At 63.0% G+C, this 25,566-nt stretch carries 32 protein-coding genes and 2 tRNA genes; 19 read left to right on the top strand and 15 right to left on the bottom strand.

Annotated elements, in window-relative coordinates; genetic code table 11:
- Window positions 1-49 precede the first annotated feature (49 nt).
- From X566_RS19305 to X566_RS24080, 5 genes are read right to left on the bottom strand one after another with little or no spacing between them, the layout of a single operon-like run.
- Entirely contained in the window at window positions 50-373 is a 324-nt protein-coding gene (locus X566_RS19305; RefSeq protein WP_034470646.1) for a hypothetical protein, read from the bottom strand.
- Window positions 357-668: a hypothetical protein gene (locus X566_RS19300; RefSeq protein ID WP_034470644.1), complete on the bottom strand. Its 312-nt coding sequence runs from the start codon at window positions 666-668 to the stop codon at window positions 357-359. The genes X566_RS19305 and X566_RS19300 overlap by 17 nt, the downstream gene beginning before the upstream one ends.
- Window positions 665-1,021 carry a hypothetical protein gene (locus X566_RS19295; protein WP_034470642.1) on the bottom strand — a complete coding sequence of 119 codons (357 nt, stop codon included), beginning with the start codon at window positions 1,019-1,021 and terminating at the stop codon, window positions 665-667. Before X566_RS19295 ends, X566_RS19300 begins: the two co-directional genes overlap by 4 nt.
- 16 nt (window positions 1,022-1,037) lie before the next feature.
- Window positions 1,038-1,520: a hypothetical protein gene (locus X566_RS19290; protein ID WP_034470638.1), complete on the bottom strand. Its 483-nt coding sequence runs from the start codon at window positions 1,518-1,520 to the stop codon at window positions 1,038-1,040.
- A complete protein-coding gene (locus X566_RS24080; RefSeq protein ID WP_051444358.1) occupies window positions 1,517-3,484 on the bottom strand; it encodes an MT-A70 family methyltransferase in 1,968 nt (655 codons plus the stop codon). Before X566_RS24080 ends, X566_RS19290 begins: the two co-directional genes overlap by 4 nt.
- A 107-nt stretch (window positions 3,485-3,591) precedes the next feature.
- On the opposite strand from X566_RS24080, the gene X566_RS24815 reads away from it, so the two are divergent.
- Window positions 3,592-3,813, top strand: a complete 222-nt coding sequence (locus X566_RS24815; RefSeq protein ID WP_152539987.1) for a hypothetical protein — start codon at window positions 3,592-3,594, stop codon at window positions 3,811-3,813.
- A 59-nt stretch (window positions 3,814-3,872) separates the two neighbouring features.
- On the opposite strand, the gene X566_RS19275 is transcribed toward X566_RS24815, so the two are convergent.
- A complete protein-coding gene (locus X566_RS19275) occupies window positions 3,873-4,259 on the bottom strand; it encodes a hypothetical protein (protein ID WP_152539986.1) in 387 nt (128 codons plus the stop codon).
- 210 nt (window positions 4,260-4,469) lie between these two features.
- Here X566_RS19275 and X566_RS24075 point away from each other — a divergent pair, with 210 nt between their 5' ends.
- Both X566_RS24075 and X566_RS19260 read left to right on the top strand, forming a co-directional pair.
- The gene (locus X566_RS24075; protein ID WP_081740332.1) at window positions 4,470-5,189 is read left to right on the top strand and encodes a LexA family transcriptional regulator; all 720 of its coding nucleotides are present in this window, start codon (window positions 4,470-4,472) and stop codon (window positions 5,187-5,189) included.
- A gap of 94 nt (window positions 5,190-5,283) precedes the next feature.
- On the top strand, window positions 5,284-5,763 hold the full coding sequence (locus X566_RS19260) for a hypothetical protein (protein ID WP_051444356.1): 480 nt from the start codon (window positions 5,284-5,286) through the stop codon (window positions 5,761-5,763).
- 117 nt (window positions 5,764-5,880) lie between these two features.
- On the opposite strand, the gene X566_RS19255 is transcribed toward X566_RS19260, so the two are convergent.
- A complete protein-coding gene (locus X566_RS19255) occupies window positions 5,881-6,180 on the bottom strand; it encodes a hypothetical protein (RefSeq protein WP_034470630.1) in 300 nt (99 codons plus the stop codon).
- A gap of 165 nt (window positions 6,181-6,345) precedes the next feature.
- Between X566_RS19255 and X566_RS19250 the strand changes: the two genes are divergently transcribed.
- From X566_RS19250 to X566_RS19220, 7 genes are all read left to right on the top strand, one after another.
- Window positions 6,346-6,678, top strand: coding sequence for a hypothetical protein (locus X566_RS19250; RefSeq protein ID WP_034470627.1), 333 nt, complete (start codon window positions 6,346-6,348; stop codon window positions 6,676-6,678).
- Window positions 6,675-6,959 carry a helix-turn-helix domain-containing protein gene (locus X566_RS19245; RefSeq protein WP_051444355.1) on the top strand — a complete coding sequence of 95 codons (285 nt, stop codon included), beginning with the start codon at window positions 6,675-6,677 and terminating at the stop codon, window positions 6,957-6,959. Before X566_RS19250 ends, X566_RS19245 begins: the two co-directional genes overlap by 4 nt.
- Window positions 6,960-6,984: 25 nt before the next feature.
- Window positions 6,985-7,242, top strand: a complete 258-nt coding sequence (locus X566_RS19240) for a hypothetical protein (RefSeq protein ID WP_034470624.1) — start codon at window positions 6,985-6,987, stop codon at window positions 7,240-7,242.
- A gap of 144 nt (window positions 7,243-7,386) precedes the next feature.
- Window positions 7,387-7,680: a hypothetical protein gene (locus X566_RS19235; protein WP_152539985.1), complete on the top strand. Its 294-nt coding sequence runs from the start codon at window positions 7,387-7,389 to the stop codon at window positions 7,678-7,680.
- A gap of 46 nt (window positions 7,681-7,726) precedes the next feature.
- A complete protein-coding gene (locus tag X566_RS19230) occupies window positions 7,727-8,833 on the top strand; it encodes a DUF5131 family protein (protein ID WP_034470609.1) in 1,107 nt (368 codons plus the stop codon).
- Window positions 8,830-9,228 carry a hypothetical protein gene (locus tag X566_RS19225; RefSeq protein WP_034470604.1) on the top strand — a complete coding sequence of 133 codons (399 nt, stop codon included), beginning with the start codon at window positions 8,830-8,832 and terminating at the stop codon, window positions 9,226-9,228. Before X566_RS19230 ends, X566_RS19225 begins: the two co-directional genes overlap by 4 nt.
- 237 nt (window positions 9,229-9,465) lie before the next feature.
- Window positions 9,466-10,671 carry a tyrosine-type recombinase/integrase gene (locus X566_RS19220; protein WP_081740476.1) on the top strand — a complete coding sequence of 402 codons (1,206 nt, stop codon included), beginning with the start codon at window positions 9,466-9,468 and terminating at the stop codon, window positions 10,669-10,671.
- An 80-nt stretch (window positions 10,672-10,751) separates the two neighbouring features.
- Here the strand turns inward: X566_RS19220 and X566_RS19215 are convergent.
- A tRNA-Pro gene (locus X566_RS19215) sits at window positions 10,752-10,828 on the bottom strand.
- Window positions 10,829-11,156: 328 nt separating this feature from the next.
- Here X566_RS19215 and X566_RS19210 point away from each other — a divergent pair.
- Complete coding sequence (locus tag X566_RS19210; protein WP_034470602.1) at window positions 11,157-11,513, top strand: hypothetical protein; 357 nt, start codon at window positions 11,157-11,159, stop codon at window positions 11,511-11,513.
- A gap of 4 nt (window positions 11,514-11,517) precedes the next feature.
- Here X566_RS19210 and X566_RS19205 read toward each other — a convergent pair whose 3' ends face one another.
- From X566_RS19205 to X566_RS19195, 3 genes are all read right to left on the bottom strand, one after another.
- Complete coding sequence (locus X566_RS19205; protein ID WP_051444354.1) at window positions 11,518-12,015, bottom strand: DUF192 domain-containing protein; 498 nt, start codon at window positions 12,013-12,015, stop codon at window positions 11,518-11,520.
- A 162-nt stretch (window positions 12,016-12,177) separates the two neighbouring features.
- Window positions 12,178-12,822 (bottom strand): cold-shock protein, encoded by a 645-nt coding sequence (locus X566_RS19200; RefSeq protein ID WP_034470600.1) that lies wholly within the window; start codon window positions 12,820-12,822, stop codon window positions 12,178-12,180.
- A 181-nt stretch (window positions 12,823-13,003) separates the two neighbouring features.
- Window positions 13,004-13,768 carry a Sir2 family NAD-dependent protein deacetylase gene (locus X566_RS19195; protein ID WP_034470597.1) on the bottom strand — a complete coding sequence of 255 codons (765 nt, stop codon included), beginning with the start codon at window positions 13,766-13,768 and terminating at the stop codon, window positions 13,004-13,006.
- 230 nt (window positions 13,769-13,998) lie between these two features.
- Between X566_RS19195 and X566_RS19190 the strand changes: the two genes are divergently transcribed.
- The 3 genes from X566_RS19190 (at window position 13,999) to X566_RS19180 (ending at window position 14,991) form a co-directional block, all read left to right on the top strand.
- On the top strand, window positions 13,999-14,448 hold the full coding sequence (locus X566_RS19190; RefSeq protein ID WP_034470594.1) for a VOC family protein: 450 nt from the start codon (window positions 13,999-14,001) through the stop codon (window positions 14,446-14,448).
- 202 nt (window positions 14,449-14,650) lie between these two features.
- A tRNA-Glu gene (locus tag X566_RS19185) sits at window positions 14,651-14,726 on the top strand.
- A gap of 61 nt (window positions 14,727-14,787) precedes the next feature.
- Window positions 14,788-14,991: a cold-shock protein gene (locus X566_RS19180; RefSeq protein ID WP_034470592.1), complete on the top strand. Its 204-nt coding sequence runs from the start codon at window positions 14,788-14,790 to the stop codon at window positions 14,989-14,991.
- Between the two features lie 116 nt (window positions 14,992-15,107).
- Here the strand turns inward: X566_RS19180 and X566_RS19175 are convergent, their stop codons facing one another.
- On the bottom strand, window positions 15,108-15,860 hold the full coding sequence (locus tag X566_RS19175; RefSeq protein WP_152540041.1) for a tRNA-uridine aminocarboxypropyltransferase: 753 nt from the start codon (window positions 15,858-15,860) through the stop codon (window positions 15,108-15,110).
- A 246-nt stretch (window positions 15,861-16,106) separates the two neighbouring features.
- On the opposite strand from X566_RS19175, the gene X566_RS19170 reads away from it, so the two are divergent.
- Window positions 16,107-16,901, top strand: a complete 795-nt coding sequence (locus X566_RS19170; protein WP_051444353.1) for a class II aldolase/adducin family protein — start codon at window positions 16,107-16,109, stop codon at window positions 16,899-16,901.
- A gap of 96 nt (window positions 16,902-16,997) precedes the next feature.
- Window positions 16,998-17,570, top strand: a complete 573-nt coding sequence (locus X566_RS19165) for an HdeD family acid-resistance protein (RefSeq protein WP_034470590.1) — start codon at window positions 16,998-17,000, stop codon at window positions 17,568-17,570.
- Window positions 17,571-17,573: 3 nt separating this feature from the next.
- Here X566_RS19165 and X566_RS19160 read toward each other — a convergent pair whose 3' ends face one another.
- Window positions 17,574-18,653: a lysine-2,3-aminomutase-like protein gene (locus X566_RS19160; RefSeq protein WP_034472465.1), complete on the bottom strand. Its 1,080-nt coding sequence runs from the start codon at window positions 18,651-18,653 to the stop codon at window positions 17,574-17,576.
- Window positions 18,654-18,655: 2 nt separating this feature from the next.
- Window positions 18,656-19,690: an EF-P lysine aminoacylase EpmA gene (gene epmA / locus X566_RS19155; protein WP_034472463.1), complete on the bottom strand. Its 1,035-nt coding sequence runs from the start codon at window positions 19,688-19,690 to the stop codon at window positions 18,656-18,658.
- 156 nt (window positions 19,691-19,846) lie between these two features.
- On the opposite strand from epmA, the gene efp reads away from it, so the two are divergent.
- The 3 genes from efp (at window position 19,847) to X566_RS19140 (ending at window position 23,554) form a co-directional block, all read left to right on the top strand.
- Window positions 19,847-20,413: an elongation factor P gene (efp, locus tag X566_RS19150; RefSeq protein WP_034470588.1), complete on the top strand. Its 567-nt coding sequence runs from the start codon at window positions 19,847-19,849 to the stop codon at window positions 20,411-20,413.
- A 130-nt stretch (window positions 20,414-20,543) separates the two neighbouring features.
- On the top strand, window positions 20,544-22,280 hold the full coding sequence (locus X566_RS19145) for a peptidoglycan DD-metalloendopeptidase family protein (RefSeq protein WP_081740471.1): 1,737 nt from the start codon (window positions 20,544-20,546) through the stop codon (window positions 22,278-22,280).
- Between the two features lie 29 nt (window positions 22,281-22,309).
- Window positions 22,310-23,554, top strand: coding sequence for a lytic murein transglycosylase (locus X566_RS19140; protein WP_034470585.1), 1,245 nt, complete (start codon window positions 22,310-22,312; stop codon window positions 23,552-23,554).
- Window positions 23,555-23,719: 165 nt separating this feature from the next.
- Here the strand turns inward: X566_RS19140 and recJ are convergent, their stop codons facing one another.
- A complete protein-coding gene (recJ, locus tag X566_RS19135; protein ID WP_034472460.1) occupies window positions 23,720-25,561 on the bottom strand; it encodes a single-stranded-DNA-specific exonuclease RecJ in 1,842 nt (613 codons plus the stop codon).
- Window positions 25,562-25,566: the final 5 nt, after the last annotated feature.

Here is a 25,566-nt window from a genome sequence, read left to right as displayed (position 1 = left end):
GCTCGTTGTGTGAGGGGTTGATTACGCAGGTACTGAAAGACTGAAACGATCAGGCGCGGCCCGCCGTGCGATCGTCGTCGGTGTCGCGGAACATCTGGCCCTGCGCCGGGTCCTGACGATGCAGGTCGCCATTCGCATCGGAGAAGAACTGCGCCTTCGGGATGTCGTGCTGCGGGATCTTCGTCGTCGGCTTGATCGACAATTCCTTGCCCGAGCCGCCGCCCTTGTCGGGCTCGATCTTGATCTTGATCGTCAGTTCGGCCGGTTTTCCGGTTGCGTCGACGGCGCGGACGCAATCGTTGAATTGCAAAGACAACAGGTCGACGGCGCGACCGTTTCGATACTCACGCAGAATGTCAGTGATCGGCTTCATAGGAATCTCCGTTGGTGATGACGTTGCGAGGTGGCGTAAACGAAAGGCCTTGCTGGTTCGGCGAGCCGGGACATGCCGGCGTGTGCTTGCCCGGCACGCGATCCAGATACTGACCGGATGCGTCGCGGACTGCGCTCGGCGACGCATCCGAAGATGGCCGCCAGAATTCAATCCAGTGGCGCCCGCCTTCGTGGCGGGTGCGCTTGATCAGGCCGCACGCATAGCAGGCGCGATCGGTGTGGCGCGCGTAGCGCACCCCTTCCTGCGTCCAGCTATGGCGCCCGGCCCGCGTCATGGGACAGCGCGCTGACCGAGCGTGGCGATAACGCGGGATGCATCCGAGAGCGCGCGCTGCAGCTGCTGCACTTCGGCGCGCGCCGCGCGGGCCTCCTCTTGATACGCGTTGTTCGAACGAAACAACTCGCTGATGCGCGCGTCCTTCGCCGCGAGCGCAGCAGCGTGTCCGCGGATCAGTTCGCCGATCCTGTCATCCTTCAGATCGAGCGCCTCCATCTGCCGACGGACGAGATCGCACTTCTCGACGATCAAGCGCGCGTTCCCATCCTCCGCGGCGCGCAGGTCCTCGCTCAAGCGGCGCAGCTCCGCGCGATGCCTCGCCTCGATCCTGCGGATAGTTTCCCGTGCCATGTTTTCCCCCTATTGCTCAGTCGCATCCTCGACCGATCTGTCCGGAATTGCTCCTGTCGACGAACTGCGTGTGATGCCGCCAGCCTTGCGGACAGTGAAAACCCCAATCCCGCATCACGGGACCGGTGATGAAAAGCGACCAGCAGGAACCGTGCGTCAGCTCGACACGGTGCGCGTATTTGGGTCCGCGCAGTTTGATCGCTCCGGCCGCGTACTCGACACGGTGATGCACACCGCCATCTGCGATCGTGTGCTCGGTGTACCGGCCATCGAGCAGCAACGACATGTTCAGCCAGGGATGATCGTGCAGCGCGCGGTCGTCGTCCGACCGCAGGAAGTTGTGCAGGTAGATATTGAAGAAGCGATTGCGCGGGATCACCCACCAGCGCAGCATGTAGTCATCGTCGGGCTTGCCGATGCGCACATCCGGCGGGCGTGATGCTGCAATCTTTCGCATGCGCGCGAACAGCCGGCGCACGAGCCACTTGGGCAGCGTCATGGTTGCTTCCTTCCCTGCATTGCTGGTGAGACATTGTTGGCGTCGCGCTTCAGAAACGCAGGCACGTCGAGATCGTCCGCCGCACTTCGCGCCGGCAGGAACTTCGGAATCTCGGTGCCGCGATCGTCGAACCGCGCGAGCGGCGATCCCAACTCCGCCTGCAGCGCCTCGGCCCGCGCGAGCCCTGCCCGCGTCAGCGCCCAATCGCCGGGGCGAATTTCGAACGCGTATCCGCGCTCGATCAGGTCCGCGACGACCTTTGCGGCCTGGGCGCGATCGCCGTGATTGACAACGCGAAGCTTGCCGAGCTCGACCAGCTTCGGATCATCGGAGAAGAGTGGAGACGCAGCGGCATCACGCGCCGCGTCTCCGGCAGGCACATCGTGCGCAGGACATCCGTGCGCATCGCCTGCAAGGGGTGGAGGCGCGGCAGGCAACTCAGCCGCGCCTCCGGCCGGCGTCCGCCCGCCGGCAAGCCTACTCGCGGACGGTTCTATACCTGGCGTCGCCATGTCAGCACTGGGCAACGCGTGCACGTCCGCTTTCGCTTCGGGAATCAAGGTGACGACCGAGGTACGCAGAACGCCGTCTCCCGCCGGCGCCTCGGTCGTCACATCGTTCGCCGCGATCGGGGTAGACGGCGAAACGGGGTGTTCTTGCTCCGGCGCATCGAGCCCCCAGGCGTCCCAGCCTGGACGGCGCCGCCGCGCGTTCAGTTCGATTTTCGGCAGGTTCGGAAAGTGAAATTCCGCATGCTCGTATTGCTGGTCGGGCTTCTCCGAGTGTTCGCCGACCGGCGCATCGAAATTGGATCGGAAGTGCGCTTGGATCGGCGCCGCGTTGAACTTGCCGCGCGTGCCGATCAGCAGAATCTCATGCTCGCCGGTCACCCAGTAGCCGGAGCCGCGCGCATGGCCGGCGCGCACCTTGTTCCAGATCCGCTGCGTCTTGTAGGTGAAGCCGCGCAGCGCCATCACCTGCAACGCGATGAACAGGTGCGGAATGGTGGTCCACATGTAGAGAACCGAATCCGCAGCCGCGCATGCGAACCGCGCTGCCGTGCGCGCGACGATTTCCTCCGGCGAGTGCGCGTCGTGCGCCGTGACGTAGTGGTTGGCCGGATGCCGATCCATGCCGGTCGCACGACTATAAGGTTTGTGGTCCCACTCGAAGTCTTCCAGGATCACGCCATACTGGCGCGTCGGCGCAGCGAGGATCTTCTCCGCGAGCTGCTGCTCGCGCGCGTCGCGCGCCTTGCGCTTCTCGGCCTGCTTTTCTGCGCGCATTTCCTTGACGAGCGGCGCCAGCGCCTTCTTCGCCTCCGGCGTCAGCCGGCCGGTCGCGTCGCGCGGCAGCTCGGCGATGATCGCCTGTTGTTTCTCCACCGGCTGCATGGCGATCTCGGCCGCAACTTTCACCGGAATACTGTTCTGGCTGACCGCTGCGTGAAGCTCTTCGATCCCGCGATCAACGACGATCTCTGCGCGCTCAACCGTTGCGCGCCCCACACCGGCGATCTCTGCGCGGCGCTCGGTGCTCAAGCCCTCCCGGGAGGGCTTGCTCCGGTCCCCTCCCCAACCGAGTCGACCAAGCTTGGCCGACGCCAACGCACGCTGAGCCAATGTCAGATCGCGGCGGCGGAGGTTCAGCGACGCCACATAGTCAACCGGCTTGCCGTCGATCGCAGGATTGAAGGGGCGGAACCAGATGTTGTCCGGTTCTAGGGCATCTTCGGAGAGTGCTTGGCCTGCTCGATGCCCCCAGCCGTCGCCAAGAACCTCGCCGGTCGACACCAACCAGGCGAGTGCCCGATACCGATTGCGACCGTCGAGGATCTTGCCCTCGAACAGGTCGATAGGCTTGCGGACGCCATATTCACGAACATCCTCAACGAGCGAGAGAAAATCATCGCCATCAATGAGAGGGAATGCATCCGCAATGGGATGGTAGATAAGTGATGTCATCGCGGGATGTCTCCCGCAAGGGCCGAGTCGGCGGCGGCCGTCTGGGGGGCAACCGCCGCCGACTCGTCTACCATCGGGGTTGCCACACCAACCGATGGAGATGCGCCATGTCCGAAGGCCTGTTCGATGACGCCAGCGTCGAGATTCCCTGCCCTGGCTGCGGCCACAAGCATGAGAAGACCTTGGGATGGCTTAAGGACGTAAAGGAGTTCACCTGTGACGGGTGCGGCGCCATGGTCGCAGTCGAGAACGCAGAGCTTCGCGCCTCCTTGGATGGCCTCGACAAGGCTTGGGGTGACGTTCTTGGCGCTTTCGACAAGAAGCGATGAAAGCTCGGTCAGGGCCGCGCAGAACGGCTCGCTGCAGACCTTAATGGTGAGTGGCGACGTCATTCGGCCATCCTCGCCTGCAGCGTCTTGATCACCTGCTTGGCGCGGCGCAGATCCTGTTGGAGGCTGATCGCCTGCGCCAGCGGCGCCTCATCGCCGATGAACGCGCGCAGGATCTCGGCAGCGAAATCAATGTCGGTCGCCGACAGCAGGACGCGCAGCATGTCGAGGTTTTCCGGCCGAACGCCGGCAAGCATTTTCTGGCAGTTCGAGAGCGGTTCTCCGGTCAGGACATGTAGGCGATGCGGCTGACTACCGGGCGGCAGCATGGCCCGCACTTTTTGCATGACCGGGGAAATCTGATTCCCGATCCGGCAATTCTGATTCCGCTTTGGGAATCGGCCCGATTTTGTCACGCGCGAACGGGGACTTACGGTGCCGGGCATGAAGCAGCCTCCTCGTTTCCATTCAGATCCGTTGAGTCCGGTCGCGGACCGACGCCCGCCCAATCGTTGGGAGTCACAAGACCGCCGGACATCTCGAAAATCCGACGCTGGGTCTCAAAGTCGGGATCGCGCTCTCTCGCCCGGTAGCGACGAACCGTCTCTGCAGCGCAGTGGAGCTGCCTGCCGACCTCGGAATTCGAGGTTTTTGTGATGCTCATCCATTCATCAAGCGTCATACGACGCAGTACGCACCAATTTGGTGATGATTCGCAAGCGCTCAGCACCGCATTGGTGCTGGGAAACAACACCAAACTGGTGGCTAATCCCGAAATGAAAGGAAAATACCCAAACGGCTTGGCCGATATCCTTGACCAGCGAAAGGACCTAACCCAGTCCGATCTTGCCAAGGCTGCCGGAACAAGCCCTCAACAGATAAGCCGGCTTTACCAAGGTGAGCGTGAGATGACCGCCTTCTGGGCGGAGCGGCTGGCGCCAGTTTTGAAAGTTTCTCCAGAATCTCTTGTTTTTCCTGGTCTCAAACGAATTCGTGTCCCTCTCCTGTCATTCGTCAGCGCTGGCCGCTTAGCGCATCAGGAGGGCGTAAAACGAACAGACATCAAGAAGTACGTTCTTGCAGCCGACTTACCGCGAGGCGATTGGATTGCCCTTGAGGTCATGGGCGATTCCATGAACCTAATTGCCCCTGAGGGTAGCCACATCTACGTTAACCGCGCGGATGATCACCTGGTAAACAACGCTTTCTATGTCTTTCACACGCCGGAAGGTGACGTGACGTTTAAGCGATATCGCGCTGGCGCGAAGCCTCGTTTGCAGCCTTACTCGACCAATCCGGATCACGAGACCATTCACCCAACGGGCGAACTGCACGTGTTCGGACGTGTCGGGCGGGTTGTCCACGACCTCCTTTGAACCAAATTGGAGCTTCGCACCAACTTGGTGATTGCTGCTTGACTGTAGCACCAAACTGGTGCTGAATCTTCCGTGTTTAAGACGGGAGATTCAGATGCCGGCCGACCTTTCGCCTCACGACTTTCGTCAGCAGCTGCAGATTCACGGCTTCGCCTATCTCGGCGGGACGATCGACAAGTTTATTGACCTGCGCTTTCCGAAGGCGGGGCGCTACATTGAGCCGGTCAAGGCTCCGGGCCGCCAGAAGCGCATGCTGCGGCAGGCGACGCTCGATGCGCTGCTGAAGGAGCGCGAGGCGGCGCTGAAGGCCAAGCAGGCGGCCGAGGCTGACGCCGCCCTGCGCGCCCGGATCGCCGAGACCCTGGCGCCGCGGTGCATGGGTCCCGCGCGACACACGATCACCGACGACGCTGAAGCCGTCCGGCTGATGGCCGAGGATTTTCGTCACGCGCGGGCGCGGCAGGAAGGCGTCACCCGCCGCGACATGACCCTGCTCGGCTGGACGGGCGAGCAGCTCGACCGCTACGCGGCCATCGCCGGCCAGACCGCCTATCAATTGGAAGGGGCGATCTGATGCTCGCCGCAATCGCGTTCGATCCCGATGCAGTCAGCCTCGCTGCCCTGGCGCTATCGACAGCGATAGCCGCTGCGGTGATTTTCATTCTCGTCAGGGACTGTAGGCACGTCCCGTCTATTGACCGTAGCGAAACGAAACCAACTCCGCACTGGCGCGAAGCTCCTTTGCCGTCCGTCCATCAATCATCTTCGACGCAGCAGAAAGACGCTCGCGAACCGCGTCTAGAACAGCTTGTTCAAGATCTTCAAGAGTTGAAGATGCGGGGACTTTTACCATGATCTCGACGGTGACGGACTCGCCCACGTCGCTGTCGTCGGTCACAGCTTTTGCGAAGCCTAGCCGAACCTTCGCATACATCAGTCCTGGCGTGACCGTGTCGCGCGGCGAAAGCTTGACGATTTCAAAGTCATACATGGGACGACTCCTCGTTGCTGTCTTCAGCGGGGATTCTAGGCGCGCGCGCCGACGGCGAATCGGCGCGCGCGCTGCACATTGTTGGCTACCGCGCGGAACCGCGACGGATCGAACAGCGGCTTATCCACGCTATCCCCAGCACGGCCCCATGAAGGCAAATTGCACATGAGCGTCATCGAAACCCTGCCCGGACGGCCGGCCCCCTCACGCATCCTCCACGGGGCTTTGATTTTCGACCGGCACGGCCCTTATGCGGCCCGTGAAGACTGCTTCGCCTTCCTGCAGGCCCGCGGCTTCAGCATTGGCGAATGGCAGTCCGGTTCGCCATGCGCGGTGATGTTCGGGCCGCGCCGGTTGCCGAAATGGCGCAACATCGCCATCGCCGACCGGCAGAGGCTGCACGGCCTGATCATGGGCGACGGATTTCACGGCCCGCTCGTCGTCAAGCTCACCTCCTCGGCGCCGGCCGACGCACGCCTGGCGATCGCAACCCAATGACCGCGCGAAGGAGCCAGAGCACCGTGTGCAAATGCGCCAATGCGGTCGATCACCACGTTGCCGCCCGCATCCGCCAGGCGCGGCAGCAGCGTCATGTGACGCTCGCCCAGCTCGCCGACCTGCTCGGCATCACGATCCAGCAGGTCCAGAAGTACGAGAAGGTCACCAACCGCATCTCCGCCGGTCGCCTCGCCGCGATCGCCGACGCGCTCGGCCTGCCGATCGCCTGGTTCTTTGCCGACAAACCGCCGCTGCCTACCGCACTGGAGGCCGCCAGATGACGCAGCTTGCACTGGGATGCCACGCATGAAGTCGATCCCGCTGAAAAATCCGTCGCGTCGGCTCGGCGCTCCGATCGACTGGGACCACGAGAAGGACGGCATATGCCACACCCTCGAGATATGGGATCAGGACGGTTTTATGATCTCCGGCTGGCGACCGAGCGCGAAAGAGCTTGAAAAGCTGAATGCTGGCCAGCCGCTGTTCCTTCACATTCAAGGCAGCGTCCATCCGGTTGTTGCGCTCAGCGTCGGCTACAATACCGATTCCGAGGCACCGAGATGAAGCTACTCCCGTGCCCATTCTGCGGCCGCCAGGCCGAAGCCGATAGCCAACGAGCTTATCGGATACTCCCGACGTTGATCGTGAGGCCGCGATGGCAAGCCTTGTGGATCAATGGAACACTCGCGCAGCCGCAGGTGACAAACCATGACGCCAAAACAAACAGCAAGTTTGTGGCTCACGAATTGGGACAGACTGCTGAACTTTGCGCAGCGCAAGTTTCCCAAGCCGGGCCGATACGGTCCTTCGTTGGAGGGCGATGCAGTCCAACTTGTGAAGCTGCTGCGGAACGAGTCGGAAATGGCTCGGATCGCCGACGAGCTTTTTAAGATTGATTGTGCGTATGAGGCCGCTGCCGCTCCGCTGCTCGAAAAATTGAAAAAGGCGAGCAAGGACCGCAGCGACGCCGAAGCTCGACTGCTCGACACCATCAAATGCTGATTATCTGTGTACGGCCGCGCGCGGCAAAACTGCAGGGACGATAGCGATGGCAGACAACTCCGATATCGAATGGACCGACGCGACCTGGAACATCGTCACCGGCTGCAGCGTGGTGTCGCCGGGTTGCACCAACTGCTACGCGATGCGGCTCGCCGGCACGCGCCTTCGCAATCACCCGTCGCGGGCCGGCCTCACAACCGATACCAAGGCAGGCCCGGTCTGGACCGGCGACGTTCGGTTTAACCACGCGTGGCTTGCGCAGCCGCTGACCTGGTCGAAGCCACGCCGGATCTTCGTCTGCGCGCACGGTGATCTTTTTCATGAGAACGTGCCTGACGATTGGATCGACAAGGTGTTCGCGGTCATGGCGCTGGCGCCGCAGCACACGTTTCAGGTGCTGACGAAGCGGGCGAGCCGGATGCGGGATTACCTGTCGGGCGACTGGGCAGCCCGCGCCCGCTTTTGGGTCGAGAACCTGACGCTCCCGACCCTCAGCGAACGCGCAGCGGCCACGCAGGACCGCCTGCGCCGCTACACGGCACCTTCGTCGCCGGCACCGCTGGAGAACGTCTGGCTCGGCGTCTCGGCCGAGCGGCAGCAGGAAGCCGATGAGCGCATCCCTCGCCTGCTCGCGACACCGGCCGCCGTTCGCTTTTTGTCGGCGGAGCCGCTGCTGGGGCCGATCGACCTAACCGCGCTGAATTTGGGCGGCGTCTTTTCACCTTTTGATGCGCTATCGAACGGCACCACATACAGCCGGCTACCGAAAGGCCTCCGGTTCTATCATTCCAGCGGACATCCAACGCTTGACTGGGTCATTGTCGGCGGCGAGAACGGCCCTCGCCCGATGCATCCAAGCTGGGTGCGCCGCCTGCGCGATCAGTGCGCCCAGGCCGGCAGGCCGTTCTTCTTCAAGCAATGGGGGTCATGGGCGCCGGAATGTTACACCAGCGGCATCCACCCTGACGCGTGTTATGACGACACGGGCGCGCCGCGCTTTCCGGGAGCCACGATCGGCATCGACGGCGCCCGCTACGCCACTGCGGACGACGCCCCTGCTCCGCACGCCTTCATGCGCAACGCCGGAAAGAAGTACGCCGGCCGCCTCCTCGACGGCGCCGAGCACAACGCGATGCCGGAGGCCGGTCGATGATCAGCGCGACTTACATCATCGTCGAGCGTGACATCGACATGCGCGATACTGGTGTTTTCACCGGCCAGATACAGCTCACGCAATCTTCGAAGCGCATGAACGAAGATTTCTTCAAGCCAGAGTTTCGTGACGGCGATCTTCGCTTTCTCGTGATGCAGGCCGTATCGTCGCCTCACATCGAGCACGCCATGACGACATGGAGCCCGACGCTCGCTTGGTACTATGCGTCACGGTTCGAGCCGCACTGGGACGAGTCCCGGCAGTGCTACTGGGCTTTTGACCGCTGGGTCGTCCGCTTCGACGGCGAGTATTCGCTGGGCGATATCTGCTTGGCCGCACGAACTGTTCCGAAATTCGATCCGTCCAACCTAATGCTGAAGGCCAGACAGCTATGACCGCCTCCGAGCCGCTCTATGTCAGCGATCGGGATCTTCACCGGAAGATCGCCGCTCACCTCGGCTATGAGACGTTTCGAGCCGCCATCCGGCAGCTCGAGGCGCATGGTTTTCCGAAGATAAACAAGCTGTTCCGGGGGCGCTACCTGCCCGCCTGCCGGGCGTGGCTTGACGAGTTCAATGGAGTTCGCGGTAATGCGCCGGTCCAAGCCACGGAAGACGGCCCAGAACACTTCGATGCCCCCCAAGAGCGAACGCCCAGGGTACAAGGAACGCAAGACGGCCGCGGGCGTGAAGCGGTATTGGGTCGCCAGCCAGGTCACCCGCGACACTAAAGAATATCCCGATCGGACGATCAGCCTGCCGGCTGACGCCGACGACGCGGAGATCAACCGGCTTTGCACCGATTACACGGCCCATCTCTTTGCCTGGATTGCCGGCGTCCGTAATGGCCCGACCTGGACGCGTTACGACGGCACGATGCGCTCGCTCTGTCGCGTCTATCAGGAGCACCCGGATTCCGACTTCCACACAGTGAAGGCCAACACGCGACGGACCTACACAGGTAGCCTCAAGATCATCGAGGCAAGCGTCGGCGCCCGCGTCATTCGCAACCTGACGATCGTTGATGCGAAACGCTGGTACAAGCAGTGGCGCGCTCCGAAGTTTATCGGCGGCCCCGAGCGGATCGACCGCGCGCATGACGCGATTTCGATGGTCCGCACAGTCCTGAAGTTCGGCTTCGCCCTCGGCCATGACGAGTGCGGCGAGCTGGACCAGCGGTTGCACAACGTTCGGTTCGAGCGCGGCGGCGCCCGTGAAGAGGAAATGACGGCCGCACAAGCCGTTGCTTTCGTGCGCAAGGCGCTGGACCTCGGCGAGCGCGATATGGCGATCGGCGTCGCTGCTCAATTCGAGCTGATGTTGCGCCAGAAGGATGTGATCGGCGAGTGGCGGGTCGCTAAGCCCGGCACGCATGACGCGCTCTATTTCGGCGACGAGATGTGGGTCGGCCGCTTTCGCTGGGACCAGGTGCCAGGCTGGGTCTTCCGAATCAAAACCTCGAAAACACGCGCGCCGGCCGAGTTCCGCCTGGTCGACTATCCGATCCTGTTTCAACTGCTCGATGCCGTGCCGATGCACGAGCGGTCCGGCTCGATTTGCAAGGGTGAGCACGGGCTGCCGTTCCGGGAGCGGACCTACCGCAAGCGCTTCCGGCGAATCGCCCGCGCGGCCGGCATCCCCGATTCGGTCTGGTCCATGGATTCTCGCGCCGGCGGCGCCACCGAAGCCTACGAGGCTGGCGCGGATCTGTCTGCGATCCGGGACCACCTCACGCATTCGAACGAGCAGATGACCATGCGCTATATCCGCCGCAAGGGCCGCAGGATTGCGACCGTCGCTGCCGCACGTGCGAAAGGCCGCGAGGACGGCCTGAAATAGGGCCAGAACACCGTCAGAACGCCACGTCAGAACGGCGTCAGAACGGCTCGACCTAACAAGCTGAAATCACACTAGAATTTTGGTCGGGGCAGCAGGATTCGAACCTGCGACCCTCTGCTCCCAAAGCAGATGCGCTACCGGACTGCGCTATGCCCCGACGGCTTCAGTTATCACCGTGCTTATGAGCTTTGTTTGACCGCTGCAAGGCAGAACTTGCGCGCCGACGAGGATATGAAACCGTGAACCAACCGCAACTGTCGAAGCTCCCGTCGTGCGCGCCGCGTCTCTGCTTGGCCTTGATGGCAGCTATTGCCCTTATGCTCGCTGGCTGTGCGTCACGACCGGGCGCCACCAGTGTCGCTCAGACTGCGGCTTCCCCATCGGCCCCCAACACGGCCGTTCGGCGCATCGCCCGAGTCGGTTTCGAGCCTAGATTTTGTACCACGCCGCCGGGCTCACCCTTCTTTACATGGAAAGGCTGCGTTTTGCTTCCGGCCGGCACCGCCGTCACCATGGGGCAGCGTGTCAATCTCGGCTACGGCGCGACATCCTACAACGTCGTGCTTGGCGACGGGAAGTCCGGCTACATCGCCGATGAGGAATTTCTCGACATGGACGATGAGCGATCGCAAAAGCGCCGGTTCGCCGAAATTCCCCACTGCGCGCGCACCGGCCGGATCACGATCGGCATGACACGCGAGCAAGTTTCGATGTGCTGGGGCGAACCGCGGCGCGAGGTGCGGACCGACTCCAAATCCGGCATCCGCGAACGACTCGTCTACGGAAGCGGCACGGTGTTCATGCTCAACGGGGTCGTCGAACGTGTCCGCACCCTGGAGTAGATCGCTATCCGCCGAACAGCGGATGCGCGACCGTATCGCCTGGCTTGAAGCCGTATTTCTTGGCCGTCCCGGCGATCACCTCGAGCACGCCGCGCACGGGGCCGCCGGAGGAAATGACTGCTTCCGATTTCGGTGTGGTGTTCTCGGCGATCCGCAAGATGCGGCCATCGGCGCGGATAAAGATCATGTCGAGCGAGATGTAGGTGTTCTTCATCCACATCGAGACGTTCTCCTCCGGCGAGAAGTCGAACAGCATGCCCTGTCCTTCCGGCAGCTCGCGGCGGTACATCAGTCCCTTCCCGCGCTCTTCCGGCGTACGCATGACTTCAACGGAAAACACCCGGACGCCGGAGCTGCCGATGATTTTCAACGTCTCCCGCTCGGCGGCCCGAACCGGAGATGGCGGCAGCGCCCAGAGCAAGGCCACCATGGCCAGCAGCGCCAATCGCGCAAGATAGCACGCGATATCTTTCGGAAGGACGGAGTTCGGAACAAACCTCATGGCGCACCTTCTGCCGCTCCCGGTTCGTCATGCGGCAGATCTGCGAAAAGCACATCGTGCTGGCCGCGGTCAACCGGCGGCCGCACAAACCGCCGTGATGACGTGCAGCAATGCCCCGCGTGGCGGGGCACTGTTCAAGACTGCAGGGTTCGGAGTACGGCGTCAGTGCGACGACAGTCCGGGAGCCCCGTTTTCGGGCTGGATCTCAGCCGCCATCAGCCCCTTCGAGCCGGGTCCGAAGCGGACCAGCACGAACTGTCCCGGCCGCAACTCGGTCATGCCGTAGCGCCGCAGCGTCTCCATGTGGACGAAAATGTCTTCCGTCCCTTCGCCGCGGGTCAAGAACCCGAACCCGCGCAGCCGGTTGAACCATTTGACCTGTGCGCGTTCGAGCCCGCTGGTCGGGACCACGGTGACATGCGTCCGCGGCGGCGGCATCTGGGCCGGGTGGATCGCGGTGGACTCATCCATCGAGAGAACGCGGAAGGCTTGGTATCCCTTTGGACGGGCCAGTACCTCGCAGACCAGACGCGCACCTTCGTACGCGGTCTGGAAACCGTCGCGACGCAACACCGTCACATGCAGCAGCACATCCGGCGCGCCGTTATCGGGCACGATGAAGCCGTAGCCCTTCGACGCATCGAACCATTTGATGGTGCCGGAAATCTCGATGAGATTGGCAGCCGCAATGTCGCCGATCTCTGCAATCGCATCTGGCTTGGCTTGGCGTTCCTGCGCACGAGCCCCGGAAAGATTTGCCGGTCCAAGCCCGCCGAGTCTCTTCGACTCGAATCCGTCCGCCCCCATGACCTCGCACCTCAAAACAGCGGCTACGACTCCGTCGCCTTCCCGCTAGCCTGCAGACCCTGGCGCCTCAGCCCGGAACAGCAGGCGAATCTTGTCCATCGGAAGATAACATTCCGGCGAAGGTCGCAAAGACAAAAAACGGATTCGCCGTGAGCTATAAACAATCTTGCACAGCCACGAATCAATTGCCGACGAATGGTCCAAGCGTCTCGCCGATATCGAACCGGATCACCAGATCGGCCAGATCGTCCTGATCGGTAGGCTGAATGTTGATGATCGCAAGTTTCGCGCCGCTGCGTTTCGCCAGCAGCGGGAAGCCTGCCGCCGGCCAGACCACCAGCGACGAACCGATCGCCAGCATGAGATCACAGTCTTGTGCGAGTTCTGTGGCGCGCTGCATCGGCACTTCCGGCATCGCCTCGCCGAACGAAATGGTTGCGGTCTTGATCGGATCGTCGCACGCCGGACAGGATGGCGCCAAACCGCCGCCGTTATTGAACTTCTCGCGTACCCAGTCGATCTCGTAACGCTTGGCGCAACCGATGCAGCGGGCATAGGTGGTGTTGCCGTGCAGTTCGATCACGTCGGTCGCATCGATGCCGGAACTCTGATGCAGATTGTCGATGTTCTGCGTGATGACGCCCGGCACCTTGCCGGCACGATAGAGTGATGCGAGCGCACGATGGCCCCGCCCCGGCCGCGCCGCCGCCCATGTCTCCTCCATGGCGAAGCGCCGTTTCCAGGATTCGTTGCGCGCCTCCTGACTCGAAACGAATTCGTCGTAGGGAATCGGCCGTTGCTTGGTCCAGATTCCGCCGGGCGATCGAAAGTCGGGAATGCCGCACTCGGTGGAGATGCCTGCACCGGTGAAGGGAACAATTGTCTTGGCGGACGCGATCAGTTCACCGAGTCGTTCCACCCCGCTCTGAAGATCCTTCGCAATCATCGCGCCGCCTCTGCACGGTTCTGTTCTTTGCTGCTTCTGCAAACTTGTCGCTCACGGCCTGCAACCTCAAGCGCAAATTTGCGTCTGAGCATATGCACCGGCTTCGTCATCCGATCGCGTTGACATCAACCGGGCTGCTTGGACGACTGTTTTGTTGTATGGCTGCAAGGACATGCCGCGAACCTGCGGCCGCTCTCAAAGAACTGCTCCTCTCATGATGAGGTTCCCCTATGCGATACCTTCACACCATGCTGCGCGTGCGCAATCTCGACACCGCGCTCAAGTTCTACCGCGATGCACTCGGCTTGAAGGAGGTTCGCCGCGTCGACAATGACAAGGGACGCTTTACGCTCGTGTTCCTGTGTGCGCCGGAAGACGAACCGCTGCTGGCGAATTCGAAAGGGCGCGGCCAGCCGCTGGTCGAACTGACCTATAATTATGACGAGGAGGACTACGGCGAGGCGCGCTATTTCGGCCATCTCGCCTATGAGGTGGATGATATCTACGCCACCTGCGCCCGGCTGCAGGCGCTGGGAATCGTTATCAACCGCCCGCCGCGCGACGGGCAGATGGCATTCGTGCGCTCGCCCGACCACCATTCCATTGAACTGTTGCAGAAAGGCGAGGCCCTGCCGCCGCAGGAGCCCTGGGTTTCGATGCCAAACACCGGCCATTGGTGAGGAATCAGGCCCGGACCGACAGCGTTAGGAAAAAGTAACGCTTTTGGACAGATTTCGCCGGTTTTTATGTACTCTGGCTGCTTGCCGGTCCGGGCAAACGTCACTATAGGTGGCCGCGTCGCAGCAAATCACCCCCTGATCGGGGCCCCTTGCCGCGATCCGTTCGGCAAATTGTCGTCTGGCCCTTTTGCTGATCAAACCCGCGCCCATCGTCTAGCGGTCCAGGACGTCGCCCTTTCACGGCGAAAACAGGGGTTCGATTCCCCTTGGGCGCGCCAGCAAAATCAGTAATAATGGGTTGCGGCGGACTTGCCGCTGACTCGATTGGAGACGACGTTAATGGCTACCGGTACTGTGAAGTGGTTCAACCCGACGAAGGGTTACGGGTTCATCCAGCCGCAAGCAGGCGGCAAGGATGTGTTCGTACACATCTCCGCGGTTGAGCGCGCTGGCTTGAGCACCCTCAATGAGGGCCAGCAGATTGAATACGAAGTTGTCGCGAACCGCGGCAAGGAATCAGCGGAAAACCTGAAGGTCCGGTAAGGCCATTGCGAAGACGATTCGAATAATCGACTTCGATTTGATCCAACTAGACTGACTAGTCTTTCTGGCAGCGTCTGGCGCTCAACGGCAGGCTGCTTTTCAAACTGAAACGATGCTCAGGAGCGTAACCGGCGCCTGCGCATCGATTTCGCTTGACCGAATCGCTTGTTGCGCTTCGCACCCGCATCGCGGTCGAAGCCCGGTGTCGTTTTGCGCAAAGCACGGTACTGTTCAAGCATCCGGCTGAAGCTCTCAAGTAACGTCTGCTCGATCTCCGGACGCCGTTCGATTCGGCTCATGAGCATCGCCGCCGATTCGATCGTCGAAAGGCCATCCCGGCGCGCTTCCTTTCGCAGGTTGCCGTAACGGGATGGATGCGACGGATTGAGCAGCACGCGGCGGCACTTCAGCATCCACGCATTCCGCCACCACAAGGCCTTCGCCTGTGCCCAGGTGCCGTCCAGGACGATTATACCTTCCAGTTCGCGCAGCACGCTCGCCTGCCGCTCCTCCGCTTGCCCCTTCTTATCGAGCACGACGAGGTCACGGTCGGGCGCAAGCGCCTCCGCGCGGGCCGAGCCAAGATAGAGAATAGCCCAACGCTGCGGATCGGCGGCGCGGCCCAGCACCTTCGACAGGCTAGCCCAGGACAGCCCGACCTTCACCGTTGCCTTGTTGAAATGCAGCGCCGCCAGCCGCGCCGTTCCCAAGGCTTTGTCCTGTTCCTGCGGATGCTGAAGGATCACGAGCGAAACGCGCGTCTCGAACGGCATAATATCGGCGCAGACGCAGAGCGGCGCGATCTTGCCGCAGCGCGCGCATTCGGCATCGTCCGCGGGCAGGTTATTCATTGAGAGGGTGTCGGCCATCCAGGCCATATACGGTGCCTGCACGCCCCGCTCAATCCATCCGCGAGCGCATATCGGTAACGATCGCTGCCGACGCCTCGTTCCGCTGTGCGGAGAGTCGGCACCGCTTTGACCATGGCTGGCTTGCGAAGACCGCCGCACTCGCTGCCTTGCGGGGACTCCGCCGTTGCCACTATCCTGCAACGGAGCCGGTTAGTGCTTGCGCGCACGCATCTTTTTCAATCGAATATCCACGGAGGACGCCTCATGAACCCGCCGATCAGCTCACCCAGCATCAAGATCGTCAAGTCGGTCCGCGAACAGGTCAGCCCCGAGGAGTGGCAGGCCCGTGTCGATCTCGCGGCCTGCTATCGCCTGGTCGCGATGTATGGCTACACCGAAATGCTGGCGAACCATATTTCGGTCCGCGTTCCCGGCAGCCATGACCAATTCCTGATCAACCCGTACGGCATGCTGTATGAAGAGATCACCGCGTCGAGCTTGATCAAGATCGACGTCGACGGCAACGTGATCTTCAACGCCACCGACTACGGCGTGAACGCGGCCGGCTTCGTGATCCACAGCGCGATCCACATGGCACGCCATGACGTCGATTGCGTCGCCCATACCCACACGCCGGCCGGCATGGCCGTCTCGGCAATGGAGTGCGGCCTGCTGCCGATCGCGCAGACCTCGATGCGCTTCGTCCAGATCGCCTACCATGACTTCGAAGGCATCGCCGATGACATCGACGAGCGCGAGCGCCTGGTGAAGGATCTCGGCAATCACGAAGCGATGATCCTACGCAACCACGGCCTGCTGGTGTGCGGCCGGGATGTGGCTGGCGCGTTCAATGTGCTGTTCCGGCTCGAGCGGGCCTGCGAGGTGCAGGTGATGGCGATGGCCGCCAACACCAAGCTGATCGTTCCCTCGCAGGAGATCCTCGAGAAGACCTACGACAAGATGAAGCCGCGTCCCGAGGCTGCGAACCGCAACGGCAGCCTCGCCTGGCCGGCTCTGCTCCGCAAGCTCGACCGGGTCGACACGTCCTATCGGAACTGATCGTAGCCCAACGGCATGGTGACCAACGGCCTGGCGATATAAACTCGCCGGGCCGTTTTCCTGAGCGCAAGCTGTGATTGAGCGAAAGGATGACCAATGTCCGATCCGCAGAGCACACCAACCAACCTTCCCGACATGCGATCGGTCGTTGCCAAGCACTGGACGCTGTTCCTGATCGAGGGAATCCTGCTCGTGCTGCTCGGCATCGGCGCGATCATCGTGCCGCCGATCGCCGGGCTTGCCGTGACGATCTTCCTTGGCTGGCTGTTCCTGATTGGCGGCATCGCCGGTCTCGCGCTCACCTTCTGGGCGCGTGAGCTGCCGGGGTTCTGGTGGTCTCTACTCTCGGCACTATTGTCGCTCGCGGCCGGTGTCATTTTGATCGGTTGGCCTGCTCATGGCCTATTCTCGCTGACCATCGTGTTGACCGCCTTCTTCATCATGGAAGGCGCCACCAGCATCATGTTTGCGCTGGATCACAAGCGCGAACTATCCGGCCGCTGGGGCTGGATGCTCGCGGCGGGTATCGTCGATCTCGTGATCGCCGTGCTGATCTTTGCCGGTCTGCCGGGCTCCGCTGCCTGGGCGGTCGGCCTCCTGGTCGGCATCAATCTCGTGTTCGGCGGCTCATCGCTGATCGGCATGGCGCTGGCCGCGAAGCCCAGATAGCCGCTACTTCTGATCCGCCGCCGGCGGATAGAGGTGTACCTCGCCGCAGTAATCTGCAACGCGATAGGCGCCCTCGCCATCGCTTTGCAGATACTCCGGCCCGATCGGCGACTTGCCGTGACCGCCGGGAATATCGAGCACGTAGTCTGGCTGGCATAGCCCCGACACCCGCCCGCGCAAGCTGCGCATCAGGGCCTGACCCGCCTCCAGCGTCGTGCGCAGATGCGCGGTACCCGGTGCGAGATCGCCGTGGTGCAGGTAATACGGCTTGATGCGGCATTCGACGAACGCGCGCATCAACGCTTCCAGCGTCATCGCATCATCATTGACGCCACGCAGCAGCACCGACTGGCTCACCATCGGAATGCCCGCATCGGCGAGCCTCGCGCAAGCGGCACGGGCCTTCTCGCTCAGTTCGCGCGGATGGTTGGCATGCAGTGCCACCCAGGTCGTGGCGCCTTCAACCTTCAGCGCCGCAACGACGTCGCCAGTGATGCGTCCGGGATCGGCCACCGGAACGCGGGTGTGAATGCGGATGATCTTCACATGCGGGATGGCGGCGAGATCGCGCATGATCTCGTGCAGACGACGTGCCGACAGCATCAGCGGATCGCCGCCGGTCAGGATTATCTCCCAGATTTCGCCATGCGTGCGGAGATAGCCGAGCGCCGCCGCGTAGGCTTCGTCGGTGAGCGCCGTCTCCTTGCCCGGACCGACCATCTCGCGGCGGAAACAGAAGCGGCAATAGACGGCGCAGACATGCACCAGCTTGAACAGCGCCCGATCCGGATAACGATGCACGATGCCTGCGACCGGCGAATGCGCGTGGTCGCCGATCGGATCGGCCAGCTCCTCCGGCCGCGTGCGCAACTCGTCTGCGCCGGGCACGTACTGGCGTGCGATCGGATCATTGGGATCGGCCGGATCGATCAACGCTGCGACATCCGGCGTGATCGCGACCGCATAACGCGCCGCGACCTGCTCCAGGGTTGCTTGCACGGACGCCGGCGCGAGACCATGCGCGACCAGTTCGTCCGGCGTCCGCAACGTCGTGGTCACGGCTTTGCGTCGGGAGAGCGACATCATCACGCCTCTGCCGACGGCGGCATCCACACCACCTGATCGATCCGGATTGCACCGGCCGCCAGCATCACCAGCCGGTCGAAGCCCATCGCTACGCCGCTCGCAGCCGGCATCGCACCAACCGCGGCCAGGAAATCCTCATCGAGCGGGTAGCGCTCGCCGTATCGACGCTGCTTCTCGTCCATCGCCATCTCAAAACGCCGCCGCTGTTCGACGGCATCAGTCAATTCTCCGAACCCATTGGCAAGTTCGACACCGCAGGCATAAAGCTCGAACCGCTCGGACACCCGCGGATCGTTGCCCGCAAGACGTGCCAGGGCCGACTCCGGCGCCGGATACTCGTGCAGCAGGGTCATGCGCCCCTGCCCCAGCTTCGGCTCGACATGCTCGGTCAGAACCTTGCTGAAGATATCGGACCAATCATCGTCGTCGGCAACCCGCACCGCCCTCCTGGCCACCTGCGCCAGCGCGTCCCGGTTGCCCTGGCTGCCTTCAATCGTCGCCAGGAGCTCGATCCCGGCATACCGGCTGAACGCTTCCGCGACCGTCAGCCGCTCGGCCTCGGCGAAGGGATCGGCGGTCCGGCCACGAAACGCGAATACCTTGGTTCCGGCCGCATCGGCCGCCGACGCCGCCACAGCACAAGTATCCGCCATCACCGCCGTATAGGGACTGCCGGCGCGATACCACTCCAGCATGGTGAATTCAGGCAGGTGCAGGTCGCCCCGCTCGCGATCCCGAAACACCCGCGCCAACTCAAAAATCCGGTCCTCGCCGGCCGCCAGGAGCTTCTTCAGGGCGAACTCCGGCGACGTGCGCAGATAGCGACGGAACCGGGTCCCGTCCCCCGCAGTCAGTTCCGTCGTCGGGGCATGCAAGTGGATTTCATTGCCCGGGGAGACTTGCAAAACCGGGGTCTCAACCTCGACAAATCCCTCTGCCTTGAAGAATTGCCGTATCCGATCGGTAATCAGGGCGCGCTTCTCCAGGAACGGCCGCTTGTCCGCGTACCGGTTCCGATCCCACCATGACGTCATGCGAGCCTGCCTGAACGACGCCGGGACGGCGAAAAAGTTCGCAAAATGCTGGCGTTCGCGAGCCAAATCAGTATGTTGCGGCCCGAAACTGCTTCGCAGACGGCGGCAGGCGCGAGTCCGCCCCCACCTTCCATTTGAGCATTAGGAAAAGTCTCCGTGAAAGTCATCGCGAGTTCGGTCCGCAAGGGCAATATCCTGGAAGTCGACGGCAAGCTATACGTCGTGCTGACGGCCGAGAATATCCATCCCGGCAAGGGAACCCCGGTCAGCCAGCTTGAAATGCGCCGGATCAGCGACGGGGTAAAGATCTCCGAGCGTTACAAGACCACCGACCAGGTCGAGCGCGCGTTCGTCGAGGACCGCGATTTCAACTTCCTCTATCAGGATGGCGACGGCTTCCATTTCATGAACAACGAGACCTACGACCAGATCCAGGTCTCGCCTGACATCGTCGGCGACTATGCGCCGTACCTGCAAGAGAACATGACCGTCAAGCTTTCGATGCACGAGGCAAATCCGGTCGCGATCACACTGCCGCAACGTGTGACCCTCGAAGTCACCGAGACCGAGCCGGTCACCAAGGGCCAGACCGCTTCCTCCTCCTACAAGCCGGCGATCCTTTCTAACGGCGTCCGGACCAGCGTGCCGCCGCACATCAGCGCCGGCACCCGCATTGTCGTGATGACGGAAGACGGCTCCTATGTGGAGCGTGCGAAGGACTGATCCGACGCGATCGCCGGAAGCGGAACCAATTTCGGCCTATCGCTGTTCAGATACGACATGAAGATATGACGCGATCCTCCTTCCTGGATTGCGTCATATTCAATTCAAAGGCCGGCAATTTGAGGATGTCGTGAGGACGCGAGTCCGGGCCCATCAACACAGAACCGGCCACCAATGGCTCCACTGGCTGACGCTAGCCTCGATCATCGCGCTGACACCGGCGCCTCTCGCAGCCAAGAGTTTCAAGACCAATTTCACAACCGACTTCACGACCGCGTCGATCGCCTCCGTCCGCGCCGACTGGCGGGCGGCTCTGAACCAGCTCCGGGTTGAGACGGCGACGCGCCCCGCAGCCTCCAACGCCCTGACCTTCGCCCGTGGCGATCGTTTCCGGCCCGCTGACCAGCGCCGGGCGCCGGCATTGACCCAGTTGAACGCGATCGCCGCAACGATCGTGCCGGGCATCAGCCAGAGCCCGCTCCCGGTTCTGCTCCCGTTCGATATGCCTGCCTATCTGGCGGACCGGATGACCGGAGCCATCACGGGATTGCCGGACCGGCGCTATCTGTTCGGCCTGCGGAGCGTCGATTTTTTCCAAGCCGGACAGGCTGGCTACGATGCCATCGTCACCGCTTACGCCGGCGGCATCAGCGAGTTGCCGCTGCGCGTGTTCGCCCGCCCGGTCGAGGTGCACATCACTGGATCGTTGCTCACCTATAACATCAATGATCCGTTGTTGGGCCAGGGTGATCCGGTCCGCGCGCTGAACAAGCAGTACCCCGATCTGCGCCGGCTCATCCGCGAAGGCTTCGTCCGCTACGCCTTCACCCGGTTCGGTGTGCCCTATGTGGTCTCCGTCCAGTGCCTTGACAGCGTCGCCCGCGCTGAGCGCCTCTCCTGCCGCGAGGCTTCCGCCGTCGCCGAGCATGTTGTGAAGAACCTGCGCGTGATCGGCGGCAAGCCCGCGCCGCCACCGCCAGCGATCCGTTCGGTCGTCGCAGAACGGCCCGCCGTGACCTCCGCTGATTTCACTTTCCGGCCGCCCGGCGAGTTGATCGCCAATTCGGGATATCGCCGCGCCGGCGGCCGGCCGGATCGCACCATCTATGCGCAGATCCGCTTTCCGCTGGAACAAGCGCCGGCCTACGCCAATTCGCAATCGTTCCTGAATTGGGGCGACTGCAACCTGAAGGGCCGCGTTCCGCTCCCTCACGAGAGGGGCGATGCTTATCGTTGTCGCCTGAATGACAAACCGCTGGTGTCCGACGAGTCCGCGGCCGAGAACTACTCCTATCCCTGGCAGGACAATTTCTGCGAAACGCGCGACTTTCAGGCTGGACAATGTCCTGGCGGCTTCGGACATCAGGGACAAGATATCCGCCCCTCGACCTGCGCGCTGCGCAACGAAGGCGCCGATCGCTGTGTGCCCGATCGGTATCATGCCGTAGCCGTGCGCGACGGCGTCGTGGTTCGTTCATTGCAACAGCAGGCGATGCTGCTATTGGTCAACAGCCGCACCGAACACATCCGCTTCCGCTACATGCACATGAGCCCGGACCGGCTTGACGCGGACCGCATGCTGCACGGACGGCAGGTGATGGAAGGCGAGCACGTCGGTCTGGTGTCGAACTATCAGGGCTTCCAAGGAGGCACGACCACGCATCTCCATTTCGATATCCAGGTGTTTACACGCGACGGCTGGATCTGGGTCAATCCATACTCGACGCTGATCGCCGCCTATGAACGCCTGATTGGCGCGCGCGGGCGCGAGCTCAGCCCGGAGCCTGCCGCGCTGCCTGTCAACGACGGCCCGCAACCCGTATCATCCGAGCCATCGGGCTCGGAAGGAGCCGACGAAGGCCCGTAGCCGCTGAACGAAACCGCGAGGAAAGCTTCATGACGTTTCGCCATTCACGCCCGGTCCCGCAGGTTTCGCGCCGACACATCCTGCTGTCGGGCCTCGGCGCCGCCGCCGCTTCTCTAACCGCCCTGCGCCTCGCAGACGCGGCATCCCCGCCAGGATTCGATCAATGGCGCGAGCGTTTCCGCCCCCGCGCGCTGGCCAAGGGCGTTTCCGATCAAACCTATACGCGCGTGATGGGCCGCATCGAGCCGGACATGCGCGTGTTCAAAGACATCCGCGGCCAGCCTGAGTTCAGCGAACAGGTGTGGCAGTACATCAATCGCCGGGTCTCCGACTGGCGGATCAGCGCGGGCAAGGACGCGCTGCGGCGCAATGCTCAGCTGTTCGATAGGATCGAAAGGGAATTCGGCGTCGAGCGCGGAACGCTGCTCGCGCTATGGGGCGTCGAGACCGCTTACGGCGATCCGATCGTGCAGAAGAACTATATGCGCCCGGTGTTTCCCTCGCTCGCGGCGCTCGCCTGGAACGAGCCGCGGCGGCGGACCTACTGGGAGACCGAGCTGATTAACGCCCTGCGCATCGTCGAGCGCGGCTGGAGCACGCCGGAAGAAATGCGCGGCTCCTGGGCTGGAGCGATGGGACACACGCAATGGATGCCGGAGGTCTGGCTCAATCTTGGCATTGATTACGACCGCGACGGCCGCGTCTCGCCCTTCGGCAAGCCCGACGATGCGCTAGCCTCGAGCGCGCGCTATCTGCTCAACCGCGGCAAGTACCGCCGCGGCGAGCACTGGGGCTACGAAGTGACAACCAGCGGCGGCCCGATCAGCGGCAGCAGGACCTACGAGAAATGGGCGGCGGCCGGGGTCGTGCGTGCCGATGGAAAGCCGTTCGCGCAACCCCGCGCTAGCGCGCAGATGTGGACCCCGGTGCCCGGCGGGCCGCACTTTCTGCTCGGTCCCAACTTCTACGCGATCCGCAGCTACAATCCATCGATGAACTATGCGCTCGCGATCGTCCATCTCGGCGACCGTATTCAGGGCGCAGGGCCGTTCATCCAGCCCTTCCCCGGCAGCGAGCGTGCGTTGACGCTTGCGGAGGTGCAGGAGTTGCAGACGCGCCTCACCCAGGCCGGTTTCGATACCGGCGGCAACGATGGTCGCGTCGGCTTGCAGACCATGCAGGCGGTGAAGAATTTCCAAATCAAAGCTGGGATCTCGCCGGCAGATGGCTATGGCGGACTGAAGGTTCTGGCGCGGCTGCGTCAGGGGGCCTAGTCGTCCGTTGGGCTATCCACGCTCGCCCGACGACCGACTCGGCCAGCGACCGAACTGATCAAGCGTGACCGGTTTTGATGGATTAAGCCCCCACAGCTCTCGTGGTCGCACCAGTTTCTCCGACCGCGTGCACGTCACGCGGAAGCCGCCATGCTGGTCGATACGTCAGCGGATCAACGCCGGGCCAGGATCGGGAACGGCGATATCCGCGACGCGGAACTGCACCCGCTCGGCCCCCTGCCAGCGGTCGATCGCGAGATAGCCTGCCACATGCAGAAGCTGCCCGCGGTTTTCCGTGAGCCCGCGCCCAAGCGCCTGTCCGACGGAGCGGAAGGCGATCGCGTTGATCGTCGCACCATCGCCAGCCTTGAAGCGCAATCGCAAGTGCGCCTGCCCGACCTCCTCGGCATGCACGAGCTGATGCGCCGGTAGCGCAATCAATGGCTCGGCATTGCCGCTGCCGAACGGCCCTGCCCGTTCCAGTGTTTTGACGAACTCCGGCGTCAACGCCCGCGCCGTCACCGCACCATCGACGAACAGCTCATCCGCATTGCGTGACTTCGCGACGCTGTCGGCGAGCGCATCCTCCATATAGGCGCGGAATTCCCCTAGCCGTTCTTTCTTCAGCGTGACTCCCGCCGCCATCGCATGACCGCCGCCCTTCATCAGCAGGCCATCGTGAACGGCCCGCCGCACGGCCTTGCCGAGATCGACGCCAGCGATCGAGCGGCCCGAACCCGTGCCGATGCCACCCGGCTCCAGCGCCACGACGAAGCTTGGTCGGAAGAACTTGTCCTTCAGCCGCGACGCGACCAGTCCGACGATGCCGGGATGCCAGCCTTCGGATGCGGTGACGATCACCGAACCTTTGTCCTCCGCACCGAGTGCGGCCAGCGCCTCGGCCTCAGCCTGTGCTTCCGCCGCCTGCTCGATCAGGCGTCGCTCGGTGTTGAGGCGATCGAGCTCGGTGGCGATGCGGGCGGCCTCGGTCGGATCGTCTTCGAGCAACAGCCGCACTCCCAGGTCAGCACGGCCGATGCGGCCACCGGCATTGATGCGCGGCCCCAACAGGAAGCCGAGATGCCACGCCTCCGGTGGGCCGGAGAGCCGGGCGATATCCATCAACGCCGTGTGGCCGACGTGATCGCGGCGACGCATCGCGATCAACCCTTTCGCCACCAGCGCACGATTCAATCCCACCAGCGGCGCAACGTCGGCGACGGTGCCGAGTGCAACGTGATGCAGTGCGCCGAGCAGATCGGGCTCCGGCCGTTCCATTGTCCAAAAGCCGCGCTGACGCAGTTCGCGATTGACCGCCACCAACGTCACGAACACGAGGCCGACTGCGGCAAGCTGGCCGAGGCCGGAGAGGTCGTCGGGTCGGTTCGGATTGACGAGCGCATCGACAGCGGGCAATTCGTCGCCGCACTGGTGATGATCGATCACCAGCACATCCATGCCGAGCCTCTTCGCTTCCGCGAGCGGCTCGATGCTGGTGGTGCCACAGTCCACCGTGATCAGCAGCGTCGCGCCCTTGGCGGCGAGCGCGCGCACCGCATCGACGTTCGGTCCGTAGCCCTCGAAGATACGATCGGGAATGTGGATCAGCGGATCGAGCCCCGCATGACGCAGATGCCACGCGAGCAGCGCTGCCGAGGTCGCGCCGTCCACGTCGTAGTCGCCGAAGATCGCGATCCGCTCGCGCCGCTGCGCAGCATCGGCGATGCGCGTTGTCGCTGCCTCCATATCGGTCAGCTTGAATGGGTCCGGCATCAGCATCCGGATGGTCGGATCGAGAAAGCTTTCGACCGCATCGAGTTCGACGCCGCGGCCGGCGAGAACACGCGCCAGCATCTCGGGGAGCTGATAGCGCTGCACCATCGCCAACGCCCGCGAGGTCGCGCGCGCATCGAGACGATCCCGCCACACCTTGCCGGTGACGGAATTCGCCACACCGAGAAACGGCATGCGGTCGTCGAGAACGGGAATTGTGGCGGTCGCGGTCATCATAG

The sequence above is a fragment of the Afipia sp. P52-10 genome, from assembly GCF_000516555.1.
In the GTDB taxonomy this organism is placed as follows: Bacteria; Pseudomonadota; Alphaproteobacteria; order Rhizobiales; family Xanthobacteraceae; genus P52-10.
This window is presented reverse-complemented; position numbering and strand designations above follow the sequence as displayed.

Bases quoted from the DNA above. Each gene is read 5' to 3' on its own strand.
- X566_RS19305 (WP_034470646.1), bottom strand. From the start codon at position 373: ATGAAGCCGATCACTGACATTCTGCGTGAGTATCGAAACGGTCGCGCC.
- X566_RS19300 (WP_034470644.1), bottom strand. From the start codon at position 668: ATGACGCGGGCCGGGCGCCATAGCTGGACGCAGGAAGGGGTGCGCTAC.
- X566_RS19295 (WP_034470642.1), bottom strand. From the start codon at position 1,021: ATGGCACGGGAAACTATCCGCAGGATCGAGGCGAGGCATCGCGCGGAG.
- X566_RS19290 (WP_034470638.1), bottom strand. From the start codon at position 1,520: ATGACGCTGCCCAAGTGGCTCGTGCGCCGGCTGTTCGCGCGCATGCGA.
- X566_RS24080 (WP_051444358.1), bottom strand. From the start codon at position 3,484: ATGACATCACTTATCTACCATCCCATTGCGGATGCATTCCCTCTCATT.
- X566_RS24815 (WP_152539987.1), top strand. From the start codon at position 3,592: ATGTCCGAAGGCCTGTTCGATGACGCCAGCGTCGAGATTCCCTGCCCT.
- X566_RS19275 (WP_152539986.1), bottom strand. From the start codon at position 4,259: ATGCCCGGCACCGTAAGTCCCCGTTCGCGCGTGACAAAATCGGGCCGA.
- X566_RS24075 (WP_081740332.1), top strand. From the start codon at position 4,470: ATGCTCATCCATTCATCAAGCGTCATACGACGCAGTACGCACCAATTT.
- X566_RS19260 (WP_051444356.1), top strand. From the start codon at position 5,284: ATGCCGGCCGACCTTTCGCCTCACGACTTTCGTCAGCAGCTGCAGATT.
- X566_RS19255 (WP_034470630.1), bottom strand. From the start codon at position 6,180: ATGTATGACTTTGAAATCGTCAAGCTTTCGCCGCGCGACACGGTCACG.
- X566_RS19250 (WP_034470627.1), top strand. From the start codon at position 6,346: ATGAGCGTCATCGAAACCCTGCCCGGACGGCCGGCCCCCTCACGCATC.
- X566_RS19245 (WP_051444355.1), top strand. From the start codon at position 6,675: ATGACCGCGCGAAGGAGCCAGAGCACCGTGTGCAAATGCGCCAATGCG.
- X566_RS19240 (WP_034470624.1), top strand. From the start codon at position 6,985: ATGAAGTCGATCCCGCTGAAAAATCCGTCGCGTCGGCTCGGCGCTCCG.
- X566_RS19235 (WP_152539985.1), top strand. From the start codon at position 7,387: ATGACGCCAAAACAAACAGCAAGTTTGTGGCTCACGAATTGGGACAGA.
- X566_RS19230 (WP_034470609.1), top strand. From the start codon at position 7,727: ATGGCAGACAACTCCGATATCGAATGGACCGACGCGACCTGGAACATC.
- X566_RS19225 (WP_034470604.1), top strand. From the start codon at position 8,830: ATGATCAGCGCGACTTACATCATCGTCGAGCGTGACATCGACATGCGC.
- X566_RS19220 (WP_081740476.1), top strand. From the start codon at position 9,466: ATGCCCCCCAAGAGCGAACGCCCAGGGTACAAGGAACGCAAGACGGCC.
- X566_RS19205 (WP_051444354.1), bottom strand. From the start codon at position 12,015: ATGAGGTTTGTTCCGAACTCCGTCCTTCCGAAAGATATCGCGTGCTAT.
- X566_RS19200 (WP_034470600.1), bottom strand. From the start codon at position 12,822: ATGGGGGCGGACGGATTCGAGTCGAAGAGACTCGGCGGGCTTGGACCG.
- X566_RS19195 (WP_034470597.1), bottom strand. From the start codon at position 13,768: ATGATTGCGAAGGATCTTCAGAGCGGGGTGGAACGACTCGGTGAACTG.
- X566_RS19190 (WP_034470594.1), top strand. From the start codon at position 13,999: ATGCGATACCTTCACACCATGCTGCGCGTGCGCAATCTCGACACCGCG.
- X566_RS19180 (WP_034470592.1), top strand. From the start codon at position 14,788: ATGGCTACCGGTACTGTGAAGTGGTTCAACCCGACGAAGGGTTACGGG.
- X566_RS19175 (WP_152540041.1), bottom strand. From the start codon at position 15,860: ATGGCCGACACCCTCTCAATGAATAACCTGCCCGCGGACGATGCCGAA.
- X566_RS19170 (WP_051444353.1), top strand. From the start codon at position 16,107: ATGAACCCGCCGATCAGCTCACCCAGCATCAAGATCGTCAAGTCGGTC.
- X566_RS19165 (WP_034470590.1), top strand. From the start codon at position 16,998: ATGTCCGATCCGCAGAGCACACCAACCAACCTTCCCGACATGCGATCG.
- X566_RS19160 (WP_034472465.1), bottom strand. From the start codon at position 18,653: ATGTCGCTCTCCCGACGCAAAGCCGTGACCACGACGTTGCGGACGCCG.
- epmA (WP_034472463.1), bottom strand. From the start codon at position 19,690: ATGACGTCATGGTGGGATCGGAACCGGTACGCGGACAAGCGGCCGTTC.
- X566_RS19140 (WP_034470585.1), top strand. From the start codon at position 22,310: ATGACGTTTCGCCATTCACGCCCGGTCCCGCAGGTTTCGCGCCGACAC.
- recJ (WP_034472460.1), bottom strand. From the start codon at position 25,561: ATGACCGCGACCGCCACAATTCCCGTTCTCGACGACCGCATGCCGTTT.